The organism is Vagococcus hydrophili (assembly GCF_011304195.1).
In the GTDB taxonomy this organism is placed as follows: Bacteria; Bacillota; Bacilli; order Lactobacillales; family Vagococcaceae; genus Vagococcus; species Vagococcus hydrophili.
The window spans coordinates 1,099,104-1,118,567 of record NZ_CP049887.1 but is presented as its reverse complement, the minus strand read 5'-3'; the positions used below and the strand labels follow the sequence as shown (position 1 = coordinate 1,118,567).

16 protein-coding genes, 1 tRNA gene, 1 rRNA gene and 1 other annotated feature are annotated in these 19,464 nt (G+C 36.2%); of the genes, 6 read left to right on the top strand and 12 right to left on the bottom strand.

Features of this window, described 5'->3' with window-relative positions:
• Positions 1-183: 183 nt before the first annotated feature.
• A tRNA-Ala gene (locus G7082_RS05430) sits at positions 184-256 on the bottom strand.
• Between the two features lie 86 nt (positions 257-342).
• Positions 343-1,903, bottom strand: a 16S ribosomal RNA gene (locus G7082_RS05425).
• Positions 1,904-2,356: 453 nt separating this feature from the next.
• On the opposite strand from G7082_RS05425, the gene croR reads away from it, so the two are divergent.
• From croR to serS, 5 genes are all read left to right on the top strand, one after another.
• The gene (croR, locus tag G7082_RS05420; RefSeq protein WP_166034176.1) at positions 2,357-3,043 is read left to right on the top strand and encodes a response regulator transcription factor CroR; all 687 of its coding nucleotides are present in this window, start codon (positions 2,357-2,359) and stop codon (positions 3,041-3,043) included.
• The gene (locus G7082_RS05415) at positions 3,033-4,187 is read left to right on the top strand and encodes a sensor histidine kinase (RefSeq protein ID WP_166036028.1); all 1,155 of its coding nucleotides are present in this window, start codon (positions 3,033-3,035) and stop codon (positions 4,185-4,187) included. Before croR ends, G7082_RS05415 begins: the two co-directional genes overlap by 11 nt.
• A 97-nt stretch (positions 4,188-4,284) precedes the next feature.
• Entirely contained in the window at positions 4,285-5,559 is a 1,275-nt protein-coding gene (locus G7082_RS05410; protein WP_166034175.1) for a serine hydrolase, read from the top strand.
• A gap of 84 nt (positions 5,560-5,643) precedes the next feature.
• Positions 5,644-6,930, top strand: a complete 1,287-nt coding sequence (locus tag G7082_RS05405; RefSeq protein WP_166034174.1) for a serine hydrolase domain-containing protein — start codon at positions 5,644-5,646, stop codon at positions 6,928-6,930.
• Between the two features lie 43 nt (positions 6,931-6,973).
• Positions 6,974-7,198: a binding site (T-box leader), on the top strand.
• Positions 7,199-7,262: 64 nt separating this feature from the next.
• Complete coding sequence (gene serS / locus G7082_RS05400) at positions 7,263-8,537, top strand: serine--tRNA ligase (protein WP_166034173.1); 1,275 nt, start codon at positions 7,263-7,265, stop codon at positions 8,535-8,537.
• A gap of 86 nt (positions 8,538-8,623) precedes the next feature.
• Here serS and G7082_RS05395 read toward each other — a convergent pair whose 3' ends face one another.
• The 9 genes from G7082_RS05395 to G7082_RS05355 form a co-directional block, all read right to left on the bottom strand.
• On the bottom strand, positions 8,624-9,529 hold the full coding sequence (locus G7082_RS05395; protein ID WP_166034172.1) for a lactate/malate family dehydrogenase: 906 nt from the start codon (positions 9,527-9,529) through the stop codon (positions 8,624-8,626).
• A 68-nt stretch (positions 9,530-9,597) separates the two neighbouring features.
• Complete coding sequence (gene guaB / locus G7082_RS05390; RefSeq protein WP_166034171.1) at positions 9,598-11,082, bottom strand: IMP dehydrogenase; 1,485 nt, start codon at positions 11,080-11,082, stop codon at positions 9,598-9,600.
• 169 nt (positions 11,083-11,251) lie between these two features.
• Positions 11,252-11,947 (bottom strand): DUF1129 domain-containing protein, encoded by a 696-nt coding sequence (locus G7082_RS05385; protein WP_166034170.1) that lies wholly within the window; start codon positions 11,945-11,947, stop codon positions 11,252-11,254.
• Positions 11,948-11,971: 24 nt separating this feature from the next.
• On the bottom strand, positions 11,972-13,072 hold the full coding sequence (gene ychF / locus G7082_RS05380; RefSeq protein WP_166034169.1) for a redox-regulated ATPase YchF: 1,101 nt from the start codon (positions 13,070-13,072) through the stop codon (positions 11,972-11,974).
• Between the two features lie 18 nt (positions 13,073-13,090).
• Positions 13,091-13,282: a DUF951 domain-containing protein gene (locus G7082_RS05375; RefSeq protein ID WP_166034168.1), complete on the bottom strand. Its 192-nt coding sequence runs from the start codon at positions 13,280-13,282 to the stop codon at positions 13,091-13,093.
• Between the two features lie 149 nt (positions 13,283-13,431).
• Positions 13,432-14,328 carry a ParB/RepB/Spo0J family partition protein gene (locus G7082_RS05370; protein WP_166034167.1) on the bottom strand — a complete coding sequence of 299 codons (897 nt, stop codon included), beginning with the start codon at positions 14,326-14,328 and terminating at the stop codon, positions 13,432-13,434.
• Positions 14,315-15,082, bottom strand: a complete 768-nt coding sequence (locus tag G7082_RS05365; protein ID WP_166034166.1) for a ParA family protein — start codon at positions 15,080-15,082, stop codon at positions 14,315-14,317. The genes G7082_RS05370 and G7082_RS05365 overlap by 14 nt, the downstream gene beginning before the upstream one ends.
• 33 nt (positions 15,083-15,115) lie before the next feature.
• Entirely contained in the window at positions 15,116-15,835 is a 720-nt protein-coding gene (rsmG, locus tag G7082_RS05360; protein ID WP_166034165.1) for a 16S rRNA (guanine(527)-N(7))-methyltransferase RsmG, read from the bottom strand.
• 135 nt (positions 15,836-15,970) lie between these two features.
• The gene (locus G7082_RS05355) at positions 15,971-16,135 is read right to left on the bottom strand and encodes a hypothetical protein (RefSeq protein WP_166034164.1); all 165 of its coding nucleotides are present in this window, start codon (positions 16,133-16,135) and stop codon (positions 15,971-15,973) included.
• 283 nt (positions 16,136-16,418) lie between these two features.
• On the opposite strand from G7082_RS05355, the gene G7082_RS05350 reads away from it, so the two are divergent.
• A complete protein-coding gene (locus G7082_RS05350; protein ID WP_166034163.1) occupies positions 16,419-17,810 on the top strand; it encodes an L-cystine transporter in 1,392 nt (463 codons plus the stop codon).
• A 121-nt stretch (positions 17,811-17,931) separates the two neighbouring features.
• Here G7082_RS05350 and G7082_RS05345 read toward each other — a convergent pair whose 3' ends face one another.
• The gene (locus G7082_RS05345) at positions 17,932-19,368 is read right to left on the bottom strand and encodes an ATP-binding protein (RefSeq protein WP_166034162.1); all 1,437 of its coding nucleotides are present in this window, start codon (positions 19,366-19,368) and stop codon (positions 17,932-17,934) included.
• Positions 19,369-19,464 lie beyond the last annotated feature (96 nt).

Below are 19,464 nucleotides of genomic sequence, written 5' to 3'. Positions count from 1 at the left end.
AACCTAATGGTTAGACTTTGTTTATTTAAATCAACTAGCGATAGCTAATTTAAATAATATTTTATGTATCACAATTTTAATAATAAAACTGATCAACTCGGTGTGTTAAAAAAAATGTTGATGTCTAACTTCAACTATCCAGTTTTCAATGAACAATATGTTTTAGTATTATAACAATACTAATGGAGCCTAGCGGGATCGAACCGCTGACCTCCTGCGTGCAAGGCAGGCGCTCTCCCAGCTGAGCTAAGGCCCCTTGTTTAAGGATTTATTTCAAAAAAATAGATCTCTCAAAACTAAACAAAGTAAGTACAACCATGTGATTTCCGTAATATTCCTTAGAAAGGAGGTGATCCAGCCGCACCTTCCGATACGGCTACCTTGTTACGACTTCACCCCAATCATCTATCCCACCTTAGGCGGCTGGCTCCTAAAAGGTTACCTCACCGACTTTGGGTGTTACAAACTCTCGTGGTGTGACGGGCGGTGTGTACAAGGCCCGGGAACGTATTCACCGTGGCATGCTGATCCACGATTACTAGCGATTCCGGCTTCATGTAGGCGAGTTGCAGCCTACAATCCGAACTGAGAACGGCTTTAAGAGATTAGCTAAACCTCGCGGTCTCGCAACTCATTGTACCGTCCATTGTAGCACGTGTGTAGCCCAGGTCATAAGGGGCATGATGATTTGACGTCATCCCCACCTTCCTCCGGTTTGTCACCGGCAGTCTTGCTAGAGTGCCCAACTAAATGATGGCAACTAACAATAAGGGTTGCGCTCGTTGCGGGACTTAACCCAACATCTCACGACACGAGCTGACGACAACCATGCACCACCTGTCACTTTGTCCCCGAAGGGAAAGCTCTATCTCTAGAGTGGTCAAAGGATGTCAAGACCTGGTAAGGTTCTTCGCGTTGCTTCGAATTAAACCACATGCTCCACCGCTTGTGCGGGCCCCCGTCAATTCCTTTGAGTTTCAACCTTGCGGTCGTACTCCCCAGGCGGAGTGCTTAATGCGTTAACTGCAGCACTGAAGGGCGGAAACCCTCCAACACTTAGCACTCATCGTTTACGGCGTGGACTACCAGGGTATCTAATCCTGTTTGCTCCCCACGCTTTCGAGCCTCAGCGTCAGTTACAGACCAGAGAGTCGCCTTCGCCACTGGTGTTCCTCCATATATCTACGCATTTCACCGCTACACATGGAATTCCACTCTCCTCTTCTGCACTCAAGTCCTCCAGTTTCCAATGACCTTCCTCGGTTGAGCCGAGGGCTTTCACATCAGACTTAAAAGACCGCCTGCGCTCGCTTTACGCCCAATAAATCCGGACAACGCTTGCCACCTACGTATTACCGCGGCTGCTGGCACGTAGTTAGCCGTGGCTTTCTGGTTAGATACCGTCAAGGTGGGAGCAGTTACTCTCCCACTTGTTCTTCTCTAACAACAGAGTTTTACGATCCGAAAACCTTCTTCACTCACGCGGCGTTGCTCGGTCAGACTTTCGTCCATTGCCGAAGATTCCCTACTGCTGCCTCCCGTAGGAGTCTGGGCCGTGTCTCAGTCCCAGTGTGGCCGATCACCCTCTCAGGTCGGCTATGCATCACGGTCTTGGTAGGCCATTACCCCACCAACTAACTAATGCAGCGCGGGCCCATCCAACAGTGACACCCGAAAGCGTCTTTTATTATTCTCCCATGCGGGAAAACAAATTATGCGGTATTAGCACCTGTTTCCAAGTGTTATCCCCCTCTGTTGGGCAGGTTGCCCACGTGTTACTCACCCGTCCGCCACTCTCTGATTTTCGGTGGAGCAAGCTCCGGTGAAAATCAAAGCGTTCGACTTGCATGTATTAGGCACGCCGCCAGCGTTCGTCCTGAGCCAGGATCAAACTCTCAATAAAAGTTGATTAACATCTTGCGATGTTTAGCTCATTAATTTTAAAACTTGCTAGCGAATGTTATTTCACTAAATATGGTTTGTTTCTATAAAATAGAAACGCCCTATCACATTTGGTTTGTCTTACTTTGTTTAGTTTTCAAAGATCTATTTCGTTGCCGTAACAACTTTTTAATAATAACAAATCATTAAGTGGTTGTCAACAACTTTTTAAAAGTTTTTTGTTTTCGTAATTAAGATTACGTGTCGCTATCAGGCAACTTCAAAATAATAACATAACTGACAAATGATTGTCAACAACTTTTATAATTATTTTTTCGAGTTGTTTTTTACTAAAATAGCAATGAAAATAATATACTACTTTTTTAAAAAATTGTAAACATCTTTTTTAAATTATTTTTTATTCTTTTTATTTTGGTACAATGTAACTATATAAAAGAAGCGGAGGTTTTTATTTATGAAGATACTTGTTGTTGATGATGATAAAGAAATTGTTGAGTTATTAAGTATATATGTAAAGAATGAAGGCTATGAGGTTATCAATGCCTATGACGGTAAGGAGGCTCTTAGTAAGATAGCCACTAATCCAGATATCAGTCTAATGATTTTGGATATTATGATGCCTAAAATGGATGGAATGGAAGTTGTTAAGGAACTTAGAAAAGAATCGCAAATTCCTATTATTATGTTAACTGCTAAAACGACTGACATGGATAAAATTCAAGGTTTAATCGCTGGAGCAGATGATTATGTCACTAAACCTTTTAATCCTTTAGAGATTATGGCGAGAGTTAAATCTCTTTTACGTCGAACAAACATGCAGGTTCAAGCAGATATTCCTGATGTTTTAGAAATTGGTCCTCTGATTATAAAAAAAGATTCTCATGAGGTAACGACTGATAAGGGCTCCAATATCCAATTGACCGCCCTTGAATTTGGTATTTTGTATCTACTAGCAAGCCATCCTAATCGTGTTTTTAGTGCAGACGAGATATTTGAGCGCGTTTGGCAACAGGAAAGTTTGATTTCAGCTAAGACAGTTATGGTTCATGTCAGTCATTTAAGAGATAAAATTGAGGACGCCACAAACGGTGAAAAAGTCATCCAAACAGTTTGGGGTGTCGGTTATAAAATTGAAAGATAATCAAAAAAAATTTAATCGGATTCAACTTACTTCGAAAGAGAAAAGTGAATTATTAATCGAAGGGATTGTTACTATTATCCTTTTAATCCTTTTAAATCTAGTGATATACATGCTACTGGTCCAAATTTTTCAGTCTAGTCTTTCGATTGATAAGATCTTAAATAGTTTTATTCCTTCTATATATGATACTTTTTATGATCCTAATTATTTTGTTTGGAAAAAGCCTATTTTCTTTATGCTTGGGCTAATCGATATTGGTGTACTCTACTGGCGCCTTATTCGTCGCTATAAACAAATGCAACAACGACATATTATTAGTGAACTTCACTATATTTCAAACGGGCACTACGACCATCGGATTCCTTTTGATTTAAATGGGGATTTAGGAAAATTAATTCGTAGTATTAATGCTTTAGTAGATAGCACTGTAGAAGCCATCGAAGAAGAGAGACGAATTGAACAATCAAAAGACGAGCTCATTACAAATGTCAGTCATGATATCAGAACTCCTTTAACCTCAATCATTGGTTATTTAGGTCTTATAGAAGAAAGAAAATTTTCTAGTGAGGAAGACTTATTAAAATACACTCATACCGCCTATATGAAATCTAGGCAAATGAAAGTATTGGTAGATGATTTATTTGAATATACTAAAGTCAGACAATCTAATACACCCTTAAGTTTAGTTACCTTTGATATGCAGCAATTAATCGCCCAAATTGTGGTTGATTTTGAACTAGAGGCTTCTAAAAAAGGGATAACCGTTGATTTTATAGGGAATCCTTCTTCTCTTATGATGGAAGGCGACACCGAAAAATTAGTTAGAGTCTTTGATAATCTTCTATCTAACGCTCTGAAATATGGTGTTGGTGGAAAAAGCATTATCATCCACTCAGAAAGAATTGGCTCTGAGTCTGTCATCACTGTTAAAAATGATGGTCAAGAAATTCCGAAAGAATCATTAGATTTATTATTTGATCGTTTTTACCGCGTGGAAGAATCTAGGTCTCAACAAACTGGTGGAACAGGTCTTGGTTTGGCTATTGCTCAAAGTATTGTTACCTTACACAATGGCTATATTTACGCAAATTCCGAAAATGGATGGACTTCTTTTGTCATTCACCTCCCATTAAAATCTATATAGAAATATAAAAAAAAGAGTCCAAATCATTGCTTTGGCTCTTTTTTTTTGCTAATTTTGTAATGACGCTTTATCGTCCACTAGAAAGGAATCACACTTTATGAAACAAACAAAATGGTATTCTAAACTTATTATTATTACTTTTATTACCTTCTCTCTTCCTTTTCAGACCTTAGCAGCTAACGATAACTTCACTGTTTCAGCTAACGCTGCTTTTGCTGTGGATTACGAGACTGGGAAAATTCTTTACAACCAAAACGGCGATGAACCTTTAGGGATTGCCTCTATGACAAAATTAATCACTGCTTACATCGTTTTTGATGAAGTCAACAAAGGCAACATCGCTTGGGATGATACAATTAAAATTAGTGACACTCTAAAAAAAATGAGTAAAAATCCTGATCTTTCCAATATTCCCATTGAAGACAAACATGTTTACACGGTTAAAGAAGCTTTGTACGGATCTTTAATCTCTTCTGCAAACTCTCTAACTTCGGCTCTTGCTGAACATATTTCAGGAACTGAAATTAAGTTTGTTGACCGAATGTATGACCAACTTAAAATTTGGGGAATTACTGACGCTTCCCTTGTAACTGCCTCTGGTCTTGGAAATGAAGATATGGGAAAAACAATCTATCCTGGATCTGGAAAAAAAGACGAAAACATGATGAGCGCAAGAAGCATGGCGATTGTCGGACAACATCTTATCACAGATTTCCCTGAAGTTTTAGAAATCACGTCGTTACCTAGTACTACTATTTTAAAAAATTCAACAAAAGATGGGATCGAAATTTGGAATTCTAACGGTATGTTGGATGGCTTTTATTACTATATGGAAGGTGTAGATGGTCTTAAAACAGGAACAACGCCTCTTGCTGGAGATTGTTTTATTGGAACAGCTACTCGAAATGGTCACCGGATTATCACTGTGGTAATGGGTACTGAGGAAGGATTTAACCGTTTTGAAGAAACTGGAAAATTAATGACTTATATTTATGATAACTGGTCGTATGAAGTCATTAAGAAAAAAGGGGCTCCTGCTGATAAAAAGACTATTGATGTGCATCACGGAAAAGAAAAAACAGCTGATATTATTTTAGCTGAGGATCTTGCGGTTTGGACAAATAAAGAAGATAAAGACATCAAGTTATTCTTTGAAACAACTAAAAAACAAGTGACCAGAAAACAAAAAGTAGCTGCACCAAAAGACAAAGGCTACGTCGTGGGAAAAGAATATGTTTACAATACGAAAGATACACTTGGCTATCTAACTACCGAAGATGAAAAACTAGACGTAGTAGATGTGGTCTTAAAAAATGATATAAAAAAAGAAAATATCTTTATGCAAGGTTGGCACTGGTTGACTAGAAGTTAAGATAACATTAATTACTTTTTCTAAATTTTTTCACAATTCTCTGATACAATACAGCATATTCCAATTTAAAAGGTAGGTAGATACATGGAAACTTCCAAAGTAACATTAAATTTACTACGAAGACGACTCAGAAAACAAAAAAGACGGACATTTGTTATGTTTATTATTGGCTTATTACTAGGTGGGACTATTGCTTTTAACGTTTATTACTGGTACCCATGGTTGAAAAATGAGTTTAATTTACCAACTATCAAACAAATGCCACTGAAAAACAATAAAACAACGACTAAAAAAACGGCTACAACGGAAACAACAACTAAAAGTACGACAGATTCTTCAGAAATCGAAAAAAAGAATCTGATTACACCTAGAATCGATGAAAAAAACTTCTCACAAGTTGCCCCTGTTTATAAAAATCTAAACGAGCAACTAGAACAGACAATTCAGCAGTATAATCCTTCTGGGACAATTTTAGCCATTAAGAATAACCAAGTTGTTTTACTTAATAACTATGGGAAGGCTAAAGAGATTTCAAATAAACCACTGGAAGACACATACATGATAGCTTCTGTTCAAAAATTTATCACTTCTATTTTGATTATGAAATTAATCGATGAACAAAAAATCAGTTTAGATACGCCATTATCTTCTTATTTCCCAGATATTCCTAATAGTAATAATATTACGATTGATCAAATGCTTTCGATGACATCTGGATTAAAGCTAAAAGAAAAATCTGATAAAGTTAAAAATAAAAAAGAAAGTATTGATTATGCTGTCCATAACGTTACTTATGAAGAACCTACTAAATGGGGATATTCAGATGTCAATTTCTTTTTACTAGCTGCTATTATCGAAAAAGTTTCAAATAAATCATATGAAGATTATTTTAAAGAAGTTATAAAAGAGCCACTTCAGTTAAAACACACTGGTTTCTATGACGAAGTAACGGATCATACAAATTTAATTCCTTCTTACAACGAAGATCAAAATGGTAGTCCTGTTGAACCACCTGTAAAAATACCTGAATATGCTTATATTAATGAGTTAGGCACTGGAAATATGTATATTTCCGCAGTTGACTTTATCACTATCATTCAAGCAACGACAGATGGTAAATTAACATCTTATGAAACACTTCAACAAACACTGCAAAAGAAACCAACCTTATTCCCTTATGAATATAAAGCTGGTTTCTATGATAAAGGAACATACTACTACGCTCATGGTATTTTCAGAAAATATGAACCGGTTGTTTCCTTCAATAAGGATGCCAGTACTGCGGTTATCTTTTTAAGTAATACGTTCACTGAGAATAAAAGCAACGTCCAACTAACAAAAGATTTATACCAAACACTCATTCAACAATAATTCATTTGACAGATGAAAAAAAAATCGCTATACTCTAGCTAATAATTAAACGTTGAAAGATTAGTACTTAAATGAGTTGTTTTAGAGAGTTGACGCTTGGTGAAAGTCAATACAACGAGTTAAGGAATCCACTTTCCCTAAAGAATATATAACGAAAACACTTTTGTGGTTAAGTTATGTCGGATGCAAACCGTTATTTGCTCACTAATGAAGGCACTTTTGTGCAAAATCTGGGTGGTACCGTGAAATTTAACCTTTCGCCCCAAAAAAGTTTGATGACTTTTTTGGGTGTGAAAGGTTTTTTATTTTTAAAAATTTAAGGAGGATGTATTATGTTAGATGTTAAATTTATGCGTCAAAATATTGAAATTGTGAAAGAAAAATTATTAACTCGTGGGGTTAAAGAAGAAGTCTTAACTGATTTTATGACCTTAGATAAAGAAAGACGTGAACATTTAGTTCTTGCTGAAACATTGAAGAAAACCAAAAATGATGTATCTCAAGAAATTGCGACTTTGAAACGTAATAAAGAAAATGCGGATGATAAAATCGTTGAGATGAAAAAAATTGGGGAAGAAATTAAAGTTTTAGATGACGCCATTCGTTTGATTGACGAAAAGTTACAAAATATTTCTTACACTTTACCTAACTTACCTCATGCTGATGTGCCAGTTGGTGCTGATGAAGATGATAATATCGAAGTGAGACGTTGGGAAACACCCCGTCAATTTGACTTTGAAGCAAAACCTCACTGGGAAATTGCTGAAGGTTTAGATATTTTAGATTTTGAACGTGGCGCTAAAGTTTCTGGTAGCCGTTTCCTTTTCTACAAAGGAATTGGCGCTCGTTTAGAACGTGCGATTTACAACTTGATGTTAGACACTCATGTTTATGAGCATGGTTATACTGAGATGATTCCTCCTTATATCGTGAACGCTGATTCTATGTTTGGAACAGGACAATTCCCTAAATTTAAAGAAGATGTTTTCCAATTAGAAGATAGCAACTACACATTAATTCCTACGGCGGAAGTTCCTTTGACTAACTACTACCGTGATGAAATTTTAGCTAACGATCAATTACCTGTTTACTTTACAGCTCTTAGCCCTTCTTTCCGTTCTGAAGCTGGTAGCGCTGGTCGTGACACTCGTGGCTTAATCAGACTACACCAATTCAACAAAGTAGAGATGGTTAAATTAAGTAAACCGGAAACTTCTTATGAAGAATTAGAAAAAATGACACAAAACGCAGAAGCGATTCTACAAAAATTAAACTTACCATACCGTACGATTACGTTATGTACTGGTGACATGGGATTCTCAGCTGCGAAAACTTATGATATTGAAGTTTGGATTCCAGCACAAGATACTTACCGTGAAATCAGCTCTTGCTCTAACTGCGAGAACTTCCAAGCAAGACGTGCGAAAATCCGTTACCGTAATGATGAAGGTAAAACAGAATTTGTTCACACCTTAAACGGCTCTGGATTAGCAGTCGGACGTACCGTTGCGGCAATCTTAGAAAACTACCAAAACGAAGACGGCAGCGTCACAGTCCCAGAAGCATTAGTACCATACATGGGCGGCCTAACAAAAATTACTAAATAAGAGTGATGAAAAAGGCGTTCAGCTCCAAGCAACTGGAAGAAGCAAAAATAAGAGGTAGACATTATCAATGTCTGACCTCTTATTTTTTAAATTCTATCATACACACTTCTTATTTCTTTTGCAGAAGCTTGATAAGCCTCTTTCTCTTCCTTAAGTAAATTTAGTGGCAAACGACTAATCACACCTTCATGCCCAATAACCGTTGGCCAACCGATATACAACCCTTCGACTTCATCATAACTAGATGTTGGATACACTCGATTTTCATTTTTCTGAATGGCTTGAATCAAACGGCTACAAGCAGAAGCAATCCCGTAACTTGTCCAACCTTTACCAGCATGAATACGCCAACCACCTAAGCGTGTTTCTTCCTTCAATTCATACAGCACATCACTTGATAACTGAATTTCTTGAAGCATTGCTTTCTCACGTACGCTAACAATCGACCACGGAACAAATTGATTCTCCCCGTGCTCCCCTAGCACATAACCAGAGACATCTTGAGGCGAGACTTCCAAGTATTGCCCAACCACTCGTTTCAAACGATAGGTATCTAGTAAGGTGCCTGTACCGATCACTCGTTCATAAGGAAAACCACTCACTTCTTGTACAAGCTTTGTTATGACATCACAAGGATTTGAGATGACAACAAAAATCCCTTTAAAACCACTTGCGATAACTTGAGGAATACTTTCTCTCACAGCTTGAACATTATCGATTAATTCAGAATTACGATTTTCATTGTCCACATTTTGGCTACCGACACTAATCACAACTATCTCTGCATCTTGTAAACTAGCATAATTTTGAGTCTCAATTTTTATTGAATAATCCCAGCCTACCATGCTGTCTTCTAATTCTAATTTTTCAGCTAATACTTTTTCTTTTAGTGGATCAATTAATACTAAATGATTTGTTAATTTTTCTCGGCACAGCGTATACGCCACGTCTGACCCTACATGTCCCATGCCAATAATTCCTATTTTTCCCATACTTAACAACCTCCTAATTTTTATAAAAAAAGGACTGCGATTTTTCATCACAAGTCCTTTCATATTTATTATGATTCAATTGAATAGTTTGGTGCTTCTTTTGTAATTTGAACGTCATGTGGATGAGATTCACGTAAACCTGCACCACTCATTTGTACAAATTGCGCGTCATCACGTAATTCTTTTAAGTTACCAGCGCCAACATAACCCATTCCAGCACGTAAGCCACCTAGCATTTGGAAGACAATATCTTGAGCACTACCTTTGTAAGCTACACGTCCTTCAATACCTTCTGGAACTAACTTGTTAGCTTCGTTCACTGAACTTTGGAAGTAACGATCGCTTGAGCCTTTTTCCATTGCTCCAAGAGACCCCATACCACGGTAAGTTTTAAAACGACGACCTTGATAAATTTCAAATTCACCTGGCGACTCATCTGTTCCAGCTAACATTGAACCAAGCATTACGGCATGTCCACCTGCTGCTAAAGCTTTAACGATATCCCCAGAGTATTTAATTCCACCATCAGCAATAATCGCACGACCGTATTCACGAGCCACACCTGCTGCGTCATAAATAGCTGATAATTGAGGAACACCTACACCAGCTACGACACGTGTTGTACAAATTGAACCAGGTCCAATCCCAACTTTAACCACATCAACACCCACTTCATATAAAGCGCGTGTGCCTTCAGCTGTTGCTACGTTTCCAGCAATGATTGTTACGTCTTTGAATGTGTCACGGATTTCTTTAATTTTACGGATAACTCCGGCACTGTGTCCGTGAGCAGTATCGATGATTAACGCATCCACACCCGCTTTAACTAAAGCTTCTGAACGCTCAAATGTGTCACTTGTCACACCAACAGCTGCGGCAACTAGTAAACGACCATGTTGATCTTTCGCTGCATTCGGGAATTCAATCACTTTTTCGATATCTTTAATTGTGATTAATCCGCTCAATTTACCTTCCGTATCGACGATTGGTAATTTTTCAATTTTATGTTTTTGTAAGATTTTTTCAGCATCTTTTAAAGATGTTCCAACTGGTGCTGTAACTAATTCTTCTTTAGTCATCACATCGTTGATTGGTTGTTGGTAATCAGCAATAAAACGTAAATCACGGTTTGTTAAGATACCAACTAATTTTCTATTTTCTAATGTTTCGACGATTGGCACACCACTAATTCTGTAAGTTGCCATTAGGTTTTCTGCTTCTGCTACTAAGCTATCTGGCGTTAAGAAGAATGGATCAATAATAACACCACTTTCTGAACGTTTTACTTTTCTTACTTCATCCGCTTGTTTCTCAATTGACATATTTTTATGAACAACACCTAATCCACCTTGTCTTGCCATAGCGATTGCCATTTTACTATCTGTTACTGTATCCATACTAGCACTCATAATTGGGATATTAAGCTTCAAATTTGGGGCAAGCTCCACAGATAAGTCCACATCATTTGGTAACACGTGACTCTCAGCCGGAATTAATAAAACGTCATCGAATGTAAAACCTTTTTTAGTAAATTTTGTTTCCCAGTTTGTCATTAGAAAATAGCACTCCTTTAATTTTATTTTTATATAAAAACATACCAAAAAAAACGCATTTAGTCAATTTATTAGTGGATAAAACAAAAAAATCTAATCAAGTTCTTTGATTAGATTTAGTAATATTTAACAACTAGGTGGTGAAAAACCTCTTTTTCACCAATCTAGTTTATCTTCCCATGAAAAATGTGCTTCTTAAGTTGTATTTCTTCTTAACCCAATGACGAACAGCAAATGACATCGCACCTAGTGCAATACTTAAAACAGGATCGATTGCTGGGTTCATTGATGATGGTAAGAATGAAGCAATTGTATAAACGAATAACCACGGCATGAAGCATAGTGCCATAATCAAACCTGATTTTAAGCCACCAGGGCGTTTACTTTGATCAGCACCTGGTAAATCGTAACTATAAATGTATCGATAAATTAAGTAGAACGAGAACGCTCCGGCTATTGCTCCAATGACTGTTGCAGTAATCCCTTGTGCTGGTTGACCTGCTTTTGAAAGCATACTCATTAAGCCGACCATTACCGCAAGGAAAGCAAACATCATTAAGAAATTATCTAACATAATTTTACCAAACGTCATTTCAGCTAAAGGTTCTGGTGCATTTAAAATGGCATCCACGGCTTCAGTTGGTGTACCATAAAGTTGCTTAGCTGTAACACCTGTTTTTTGACCTTCGACTAAGGCACTTAACATGTCATTCAGAGCTAATACTTTTTTCTCTTCTGAAAGGTCGCTACCTTCTAGGGCTTTATTTAAATCAAAAATAAATTGGTTGTTCTTATTAGTTAATTGTGTCATCAACTCACGATTTTGAGCGACTTTTTGTTGTAATTCTTCTCTTGTTTCTTCCACTAGTCTCACCTTTATTTTCTGATTTTAAACGTTAAATCTAAACAACATTACGTCGCCATCTTTAACGATGTACTCTTTACCTTCCAAACGAACACGTCCAGCTTCTTTTGCTGCTGGCATACTTCCATGCTCTTTTAAATCTTCATAAGAAACTGTTTCAGCACGGATAAAACCACGCTCGAAGTCAGTATGGATAACACCCGCACATTCTGGTGCTTTCATACCATTTTTAAAAGTCCATGCACGCACTTCTTGCTCGCCGGCTGTAAAGTAAGTTGCTAAACCTAATAAGTAATAAGCGGCACGGATTAATTTATCTAACCCTGATTCTTCAATGCCTAAAGCTTCTAAAAAGTCAGCTTTGTCTTCATCATCTAATTCAGCAATTTCTTCTTCAGCACGGGCACAAACAGAAATAACTTCTGCATTTTCTGATGCCGCAAAATCTTTTACTTGTTTCACGTAATCATTATTATCTGCATCAGCCACTTCATCCTCAGCAACGTTTGCTACATAAAGAACTGGTTTAGTTGTTAATAAGAATAACCCTTTAACAATTGGTAATTCTTCATCAGCAAACTCAATCGAACGAGCTGATTTTCCAGCTTCAAGAACTGGTTTGATTTTTTCTAAGACAGCTAGCTCAGCCACTGCCTCTTTATCTTTTGTTTTGGCAATTTTAGAAACCCGTGATAAACGTTTGTCCACTGATTCTAAATCGGCAAAAATCAACTCTAAGTTAATGATTTCAATATCTTCTAAAGGATTGATACGACCTTCAACGTGAGTAATATTTTCATCATCAAAACAACGAACCACGTGACAAATAGCGTCTACTTGGCGAATGTTGCTTAAGAATTTATTCCCTAAGCCTTCACCTTTACTTGCACCCTTTACAATCCCTGCAATATCCGTAAATTCAAAGGTTGCTGGGACAGTTTTTTTAGGTTTTACTAATTTTGTTAACTCATCTAAACGATTATCTGGAACTTCTACCATTCCCACGTTAGGATCAATTGTTGCAAATGGATAGTTTGCGGCTTCCACTCCCGCTTTAGTAATTGCGTTAAATAATGTTGATTTACCAACATTTGGTAAACCTACGATTCCTGCTGTTAGTGCCATTTAATTATCACTCTTTCTTTATTTTTCTTCGCTCTTTTTTTTAAGAATTTTTTTCATTTTTTTGTCAAATTCACGCCGAGGCATCATGACAATATGCTGACAATTGATGCACTTAATTTTAATATCCATACCCATTCGCACAATTTCAAAGCGGTTGGTTTGGCAAGCGTGAGGCTTTTTCATTTCAACAACATCGCCTAATTCATACATTTATGATACCTTCCTTTTCATTCACAAAAATAGGTCACACAGGCTCTATCTTACCATAAAATAATGGGATTTTCTTTGTTAATTTTTGATCCCACTATAGAAATAAAATATCTCTAAAAGCCTATGTTTTCTTTTAGAGATAGTTATCTTTAATTATCTGAATCTAATTGAATTTCTAGTATATCTAAAATACGAGTTAAGTCAGCTTGAGAAAGGTATTCAATTTCAATCTTCCCTTTACCTTCTTTTTCTTGAATGGCCACACTGGTTCCAAATTTGTCCATTAAACGATCCTCACTTGCTTTAATATAGTAAGGTTTCGCTTTAGGTGCCTTCTTAGCCTTTTTCGTAGGCATTCCTTGAGCATCATTCATATCAGCAACAATTTGCTCTAATTGACGCACCGTTAAACCTTCTTTTAATACACGGTTAGCTAAAGGGATAATTTGTTCTGGATCTTTAAGGGCTAACAGCGTTCTTGCTTGTCCCATTGATAATGATTCTTTTTGAACCAAATCTTTAACGACTTGTGGCAAGGTTAACAGTCTTAAATAGTTCGCAACATATGGACGACTTTTACCTAATTGCTCCGCTAACTCCACTTGGGTTAATTTCAGATTTTTCATCAACATTTCGTAAGCTTCTGCTTCTTCCATAGGACTCAAATCTTCACGTTGTAAGTTTTCTAAAACCGCGATCTGCATCATGCGAGCTTCATCAAATTCTCGCACAATCGCTGGAACTGTTTCTTTTCCAGCTAGTTTAGAGGCTCTAAAACGGCGCTCACCAGCAATAATTTCATACCCTTTAATCGTTGATTTTCTAACAATAATCGGTTGGAACACACCCGATTGTTTAATCGATTTCGATAACTCTTCTAACGCTTTTTCATCAAATGTTTTTCTTGGTTGGTATGGATTGGGTCTTAACTCTGTTAAAGGAATTTCCGTGACTGTTTCGTTGGTGATATCCACTTCTTCGATGTCAGAGAAATCTTTAAATAACGCATCAATTCCTCTACCTAAACCTTTACTAGTCTTGCTCATGATTCATCACCTCTTTGGCTAGGGCGTGATAAAACTCAGCGCCTTTTGATTTTGGATCATAATCAATAATTGATTTACCATGACTTGGTGCTTCTGACAAGCGAACATTTCTTGGGATGATCGTATCATAAACACGTTCTCTAAAGTATTTACGTACTTCTTCTACGACTTCTGAACCGAGGTTAGTTCTCGCATCATACATCGTTAGAAGAACCCCCTCAATTCGTAAATCTGGATTGAAATGTTTTTGAACCAAGCGAATCGTGTTAAGCAACTGGCTCAATCCTTCAAGTGCATAATACTCACACTGAACTGGAATTAAAATTGAGTCACTGGCAGAAAATGAATTAATCGTTAAATGACCTAATGAAGGTGGACAATCGATTAAAATATAGTCATACTCTTTCTCAACTTCTTTTAGTGCTAGTTTCAGACGTGATTCACGTGCCATCATAGAAGTTAATTCAATTTCAGCACCAGATAATTGAATCGTAGCTGGAGCAATATGTAGATTTTCGCGAGCCGTTTCTTGAATTACTTCTTTAATAGGAACTTCATTTACTAATACATCATAGATATCTTGAGAGACATCTGATTTTTTAACACCAATACCGCTTGTTGCGTTGCCTTGAGCGTCCATATCAACAAGCAACACTTTCTTACCTGCATCTGCCAAACACGCGCCTAAATTGACAGTCGTGGTAGTTTTACCAACGCCGCCTTTTTGATTTGCAACTGATATGATTCGTACCATCGTGCTTCCTCCAATATTCATTGCTCTTAATTTTTATTTAAGGGGTTTTTTATTTGGTGTTCCTGGTTTTCTTGGATACTTTTTAGGTGTCTCTTTTTTCTTCTCAATCACAACAATATAACGTTTGTCTTCAATAAATGGTAAGGTCATTTCCACTTCTTCTACTAATTTACCACCTAATGTTGCAATTGCTTTTTTACTTTCTAGAACTTCTTCTTCACTTTTAGCAGCTTTTAAAGCTAAAAATTTTCCGTCTTTTTTAACAAGTGGTATACATAATTCTGACAAGACGTTTAATCTAGCAACAGCTCTTGCTGTCACCAAATCATAAGACTCTCTATGGGCTTTATTTTGACCGAAATCTTCTGCCCGATCATGGTATAAACTCACATTTTCTAACTGTAATTCATCACATAGAAGTGTCAGAAATTTGATTCGTTTGTTTAAAGAATCAACAATGGATACCTTTAGATTCGGGAAAACAATTTTAAGTGGTATACTAGGAAATCCTGCGCCTGCACCTACATCACAAATTGAGTAATTATCATCTTTTAAATCTAAGGCATTTGCCAAAGTAATTGAGTCATAAAAATGTTTCAAATAAACTTCTTCTAAATCAGTAATAGCTGTTAAATTAATTTTTTCATTCCATTCAACGAGTAATTCATAATAACGCTGAAATTGGCGCATTTGTGTATCTGATAATTCGATACCTATTTTAGCAAGTTCTTGTTTAAATATTTCTGGTTTCATGTGTAAGCTCCTTATTGTGAAACAAAAATGTTTCACGGATATCTCTACTCTAACGCAAATAAAGTCAAAATTCAATGCTTTGACTTCAATCCATAAGAAAAAACTTACAATTTTTTGATTGTAAGTTTTAATTAATTATTTTTTTATAAAAATCGGCGCTTCTTTTTTCTTATAATAATCAGGATTGAACTCTGGTTCACCTTTTTCACCTAACGTACTACTAATCCATGCAATACCTAAAATACTCGTAACAATTGAAATAGGAACTAAATACCGTTTCTTTTCATACCATTTACTCATAACATGTACCTCCTAGATGATTGTCTTACTTTATTTTAACATGAAGATTTCACTTCGTCTAAGGATTACATCCGCTCACAATGTTTCATGTGAAACATTTTGTTACTATTGGAGACAACCTGATTGTTATTTTTTTATTCTTTTAGTACACTAACTGATATTGCTAATAAATAACAAGTTGTTTATTAGGTTGTTTCGGTCGGAAAACCCGAAATAACTGAGACCTTTACTCTTACAATGACTAATTGTCTCTTGTCATTTTGAGACATAAAGGAGGTTTAAAATGACAAATATATTACTGACGCTCGGCGTCCTATTAGTTTTTACTGCTTTACTGTTTAGTTTGTATAAAATGCAGACAAAACACATCAAATTCTCTAAGCGCGTTTTCATCGCTCTTGGAATCGGGATTCTTTTTGGTATTATCCTCCAATTTGTTTTTGGAAACGATCATGTGGTTACCAAACAAGTCGTTGAATGGACAAGTATTGTTGGAGATGGCTATGTCGCTTTCTTACAAATGCTTGTTATGCCTCTGATTTTCATTTCAATTGTCGGAGCTTTTACCAAGCTTGATACGAGTAAAAATCTTGGTAAAATTAGTTTTCATGTTTTAACGGTTTTAATCGGAACAACAGCTCTCGCAGCTCTTATTGGCATTGTCACTGTCTTTATTTTTAATTTAGATGGAGCAACCTTTACACAAGGAGCGCAAGAAACAGCACGAATTGCTGAACTTGCTCAAAGACAAGAGATGGTACAAGATTTAACCATCCCACAGCAAATCGTTTCATTTATTCCTAAAAATATCTTTGCTGATTTAGCTGGAACTAGAAGCACTAGTACCATTGCAGTGGTGATTTTTTCTACCTTTGTCGGACTAGCTTATCTTGGCATTAAACAAAAAAAAGAAACAGACGCACAATTTTTCTTAAAAATTATCCAAGCTCTTGATGCTATTACAATGAGAATCGTTACTTTAGTTTTACGATTAACACCCTATGGTATCCTAGCTTTAATCTTAAAAGTAACTGCAACGAGTGATTTAAACTCGATTGTTAACCTAGGAAAATTCGTTTTAGCTTCCTATGTGGCTTTAATAACGATGTTTATCATCCATTTAATTTTATTAATTCTTCATCAAGTTAACCCTAAAACCTATCTTCAAAAAGCTTTTCCAGTGTTAAGTTTCGCTTTTACCTCTCGTTCAAGCGCAGGTGCTCTACCTTTAAACATTGAAACACAACGAAAAACATTAGGCGTTGATGATGCCATTGCCAACTTCTCCGCAAGTTTTGGCTTATCAATTGGTCAAAACGGCTGTGCCGGTATTTATCCAGCAATGCTCGCTGCAATTGTTGCTCCAACTGTCGGCGTAGATGTTCATAGTATCAGCTATATTTTAATGATTGTGGCTGTTGTTAGTATCAGTTCATTCGGTGTTGCCGGTGTTGGTGGCGGTGCTACATTTGCTTCTCTCATTGTACTTGGTTCGCTTAATTTACCAGTTGAAATCGTTGGTTTAGTTATTTCTGTAGAACCTTTGATTGATATGGGAAGAACCGCACTCAATGTGAGTGATAGTATGTTAGCCGGTGTTATTACGAGTCGCAAGATGAAGAATTTAGATGATAGTATTCTGAAAAATCCAGAAGCCGTTGTTGAATCAAATTAACTATAAGAGCCTGACTACTTTTTTGATAAAAGTAGTCAGGCTTTTTTATTATGATGATATTATAACTTTACTCAACTCTACCTAACTTTACTCAACTCTACCTAACTTTACTCAACTCTACCTAGCTCTTATTCACTAAACTATAATATTGAGTAGGATCACTTGAACTAGATCCATGCCACTCTATTAAGTTTTTTTCTAACATCTCTTTCAAAACTTTTCTAGAATATGTTTTGCCTTTAGATAATGTTTCAGCTACTTGTGTACTATTAATTTTTTTATTATTATATAAATAAATGATTACTGCTAATTCTGACTCATTAAGATTTCCCGCGTAGTTTTCCTTTATGTAATCATCAATTCGATCAGTAGTTCTTAAAGTTCTAGACAAAATATTATTCTCTAGCACAAGTAATACTGAATTACTTGCTGGTTCGCTATATACTGGGTTGTTCAGAAAGAATGCTTCCATCTCGTCATAGATTCGATTAACACCTTCATTCATTTCTCTAACCCACCCAAATTCTGTTAGTATTCTAGCAATTCTAGGGTTTCGAGAATACCTTGTTTTACGCATATTTTCAATAGTCACTATATTAGGTAAACTTCCTGGACTGCGTATCTCTAACCTATCATCATACATCTCTACACGAACATGGTCACCCGTGAATGAATAATTTCGATGGACTACCGCATTGACAATACCTTCAAACCAAGCAAATTCAGGATATTCTGATATTTGTTTGAAAAAACCCTCTTCTCCTAGATATTGAAAATCTCTCAATTGTCCCTTTATATCTTTAGTTGCTCTTTCTATTAATAGAGGTATTGGTTCTTCATAATTAAATTCTTTTATTATATTCATTCTTTGTCCTGTTTCACTTTTCACTCCATCATACCTTATAAATCTTAACCTACAATTAGGCAAATATTTAAATGGATTTTCTCCAAATAACAAAATGCCAGCATTAGTAAGCTCATCATCTTTCATAAACCCTCGAGCTTCCAACACTTGACTATCACTTAATTCTAGACAATTTCTATGAATTTTATAACTAGTTAGCAATTCTTTATTTATATCCTTTAAACTACTCCCTTTAATAACTTCATCTTCAAAACTTCTTTGACCTCTATCGTACTCCAACTGCGTAATTTGCTGATGAGTTAGTTTTTTTGTATTATCCCCCATCCTCAAATAGCATTCTTCTCTACTATTAAAAATCACTTTATCCACACTTACTTCAATATCTATCACAAGAACTATATCATTTTTTTCATTTCCATTAACAACTGGAATCTCAAAAAATTCAAAAATAGGAGTTGGTCTTACATTGGCATATATAGACTCTCTAAACGCTTCTACTGAGTTAGCTTGTTGATAATTAAATCCTGTAACTTCTCCATTATCCTCAATTCCGATAACCAATTTCCCACCAGAAGCGTTAGCAAAACCAATAATATGTCTAATAATATCTTTAGGTGCTATCTTTGCGCTCTTTCTATCAAAAAAACGTCCTTCTTTACCTGAAATAAATTCTTTAATATTTGAATTTTCCACTTAAACAAGTCCCTTCCCTTAGTGTCTCATATTAAAAATAAGTATACACAATTAATTATGTATTGTTAAGACTTTCAAAGTTCTATCCTATTTCTA

What these genes read in the sequence shown, in the direction of transcription:
- croR (WP_166034176.1), top strand. Translation starts at nt 2,357, where the DNA reads ATGAAGATACTTGTTGTTGATGATGATAAAGAAATTGTTGAGTTATTA.
- G7082_RS05410 (WP_166034175.1), top strand. Translation starts at nt 4,285, where the DNA reads ATGAAACAAACAAAATGGTATTCTAAACTTATTATTATTACTTTTATT.
- G7082_RS05405 (WP_166034174.1), top strand. Translation starts at nt 5,644, where the DNA reads ATGGAAACTTCCAAAGTAACATTAAATTTACTACGAAGACGACTCAGA.
- serS (WP_166034173.1), top strand. Translation starts at nt 7,263, where the DNA reads ATGTTAGATGTTAAATTTATGCGTCAAAATATTGAAATTGTGAAAGAA.
- G7082_RS05395 (WP_166034172.1), bottom strand. Translation starts at nt 9,529, where the DNA reads ATGGGAAAAATAGGAATTATTGGCATGGGACATGTAGGGTCAGACGTG.
- guaB (WP_166034171.1), bottom strand. Translation starts at nt 11,082, where the DNA reads ATGACAAACTGGGAAACAAAATTTACTAAAAAAGGTTTTACATTCGAT.
- ychF (WP_166034169.1), bottom strand. Translation starts at nt 13,072, where the DNA reads ATGGCACTAACAGCAGGAATCGTAGGTTTACCAAATGTTGGTAAATCA.
- G7082_RS05375 (WP_166034168.1), bottom strand. Translation starts at nt 13,282, where the DNA reads ATGTATGAATTAGGCGATGTTGTTGAAATGAAAAAGCCTCACGCTTGC.
- G7082_RS05370 (WP_166034167.1), bottom strand. Translation starts at nt 14,328, where the DNA reads ATGAGCAAGACTAGTAAAGGTTTAGGTAGAGGAATTGATGCGTTATTT.
- G7082_RS05365 (WP_166034166.1), bottom strand. Translation starts at nt 15,082, where the DNA reads ATGGTACGAATCATATCAGTTGCAAATCAAAAAGGCGGCGTTGGTAAA.
- rsmG (WP_166034165.1), bottom strand. Translation starts at nt 15,835, where the DNA reads ATGAAACCAGAAATATTTAAACAAGAACTTGCTAAAATAGGTATCGAA.
- G7082_RS05355 (WP_166034164.1), bottom strand. Translation starts at nt 16,135, where the DNA reads ATGAGTAAATGGTATGAAAAGAAACGGTATTTAGTTCCTATTTCAATT.
- G7082_RS05350 (WP_166034163.1), top strand. Translation starts at nt 16,419, where the DNA reads ATGACAAATATATTACTGACGCTCGGCGTCCTATTAGTTTTTACTGCT.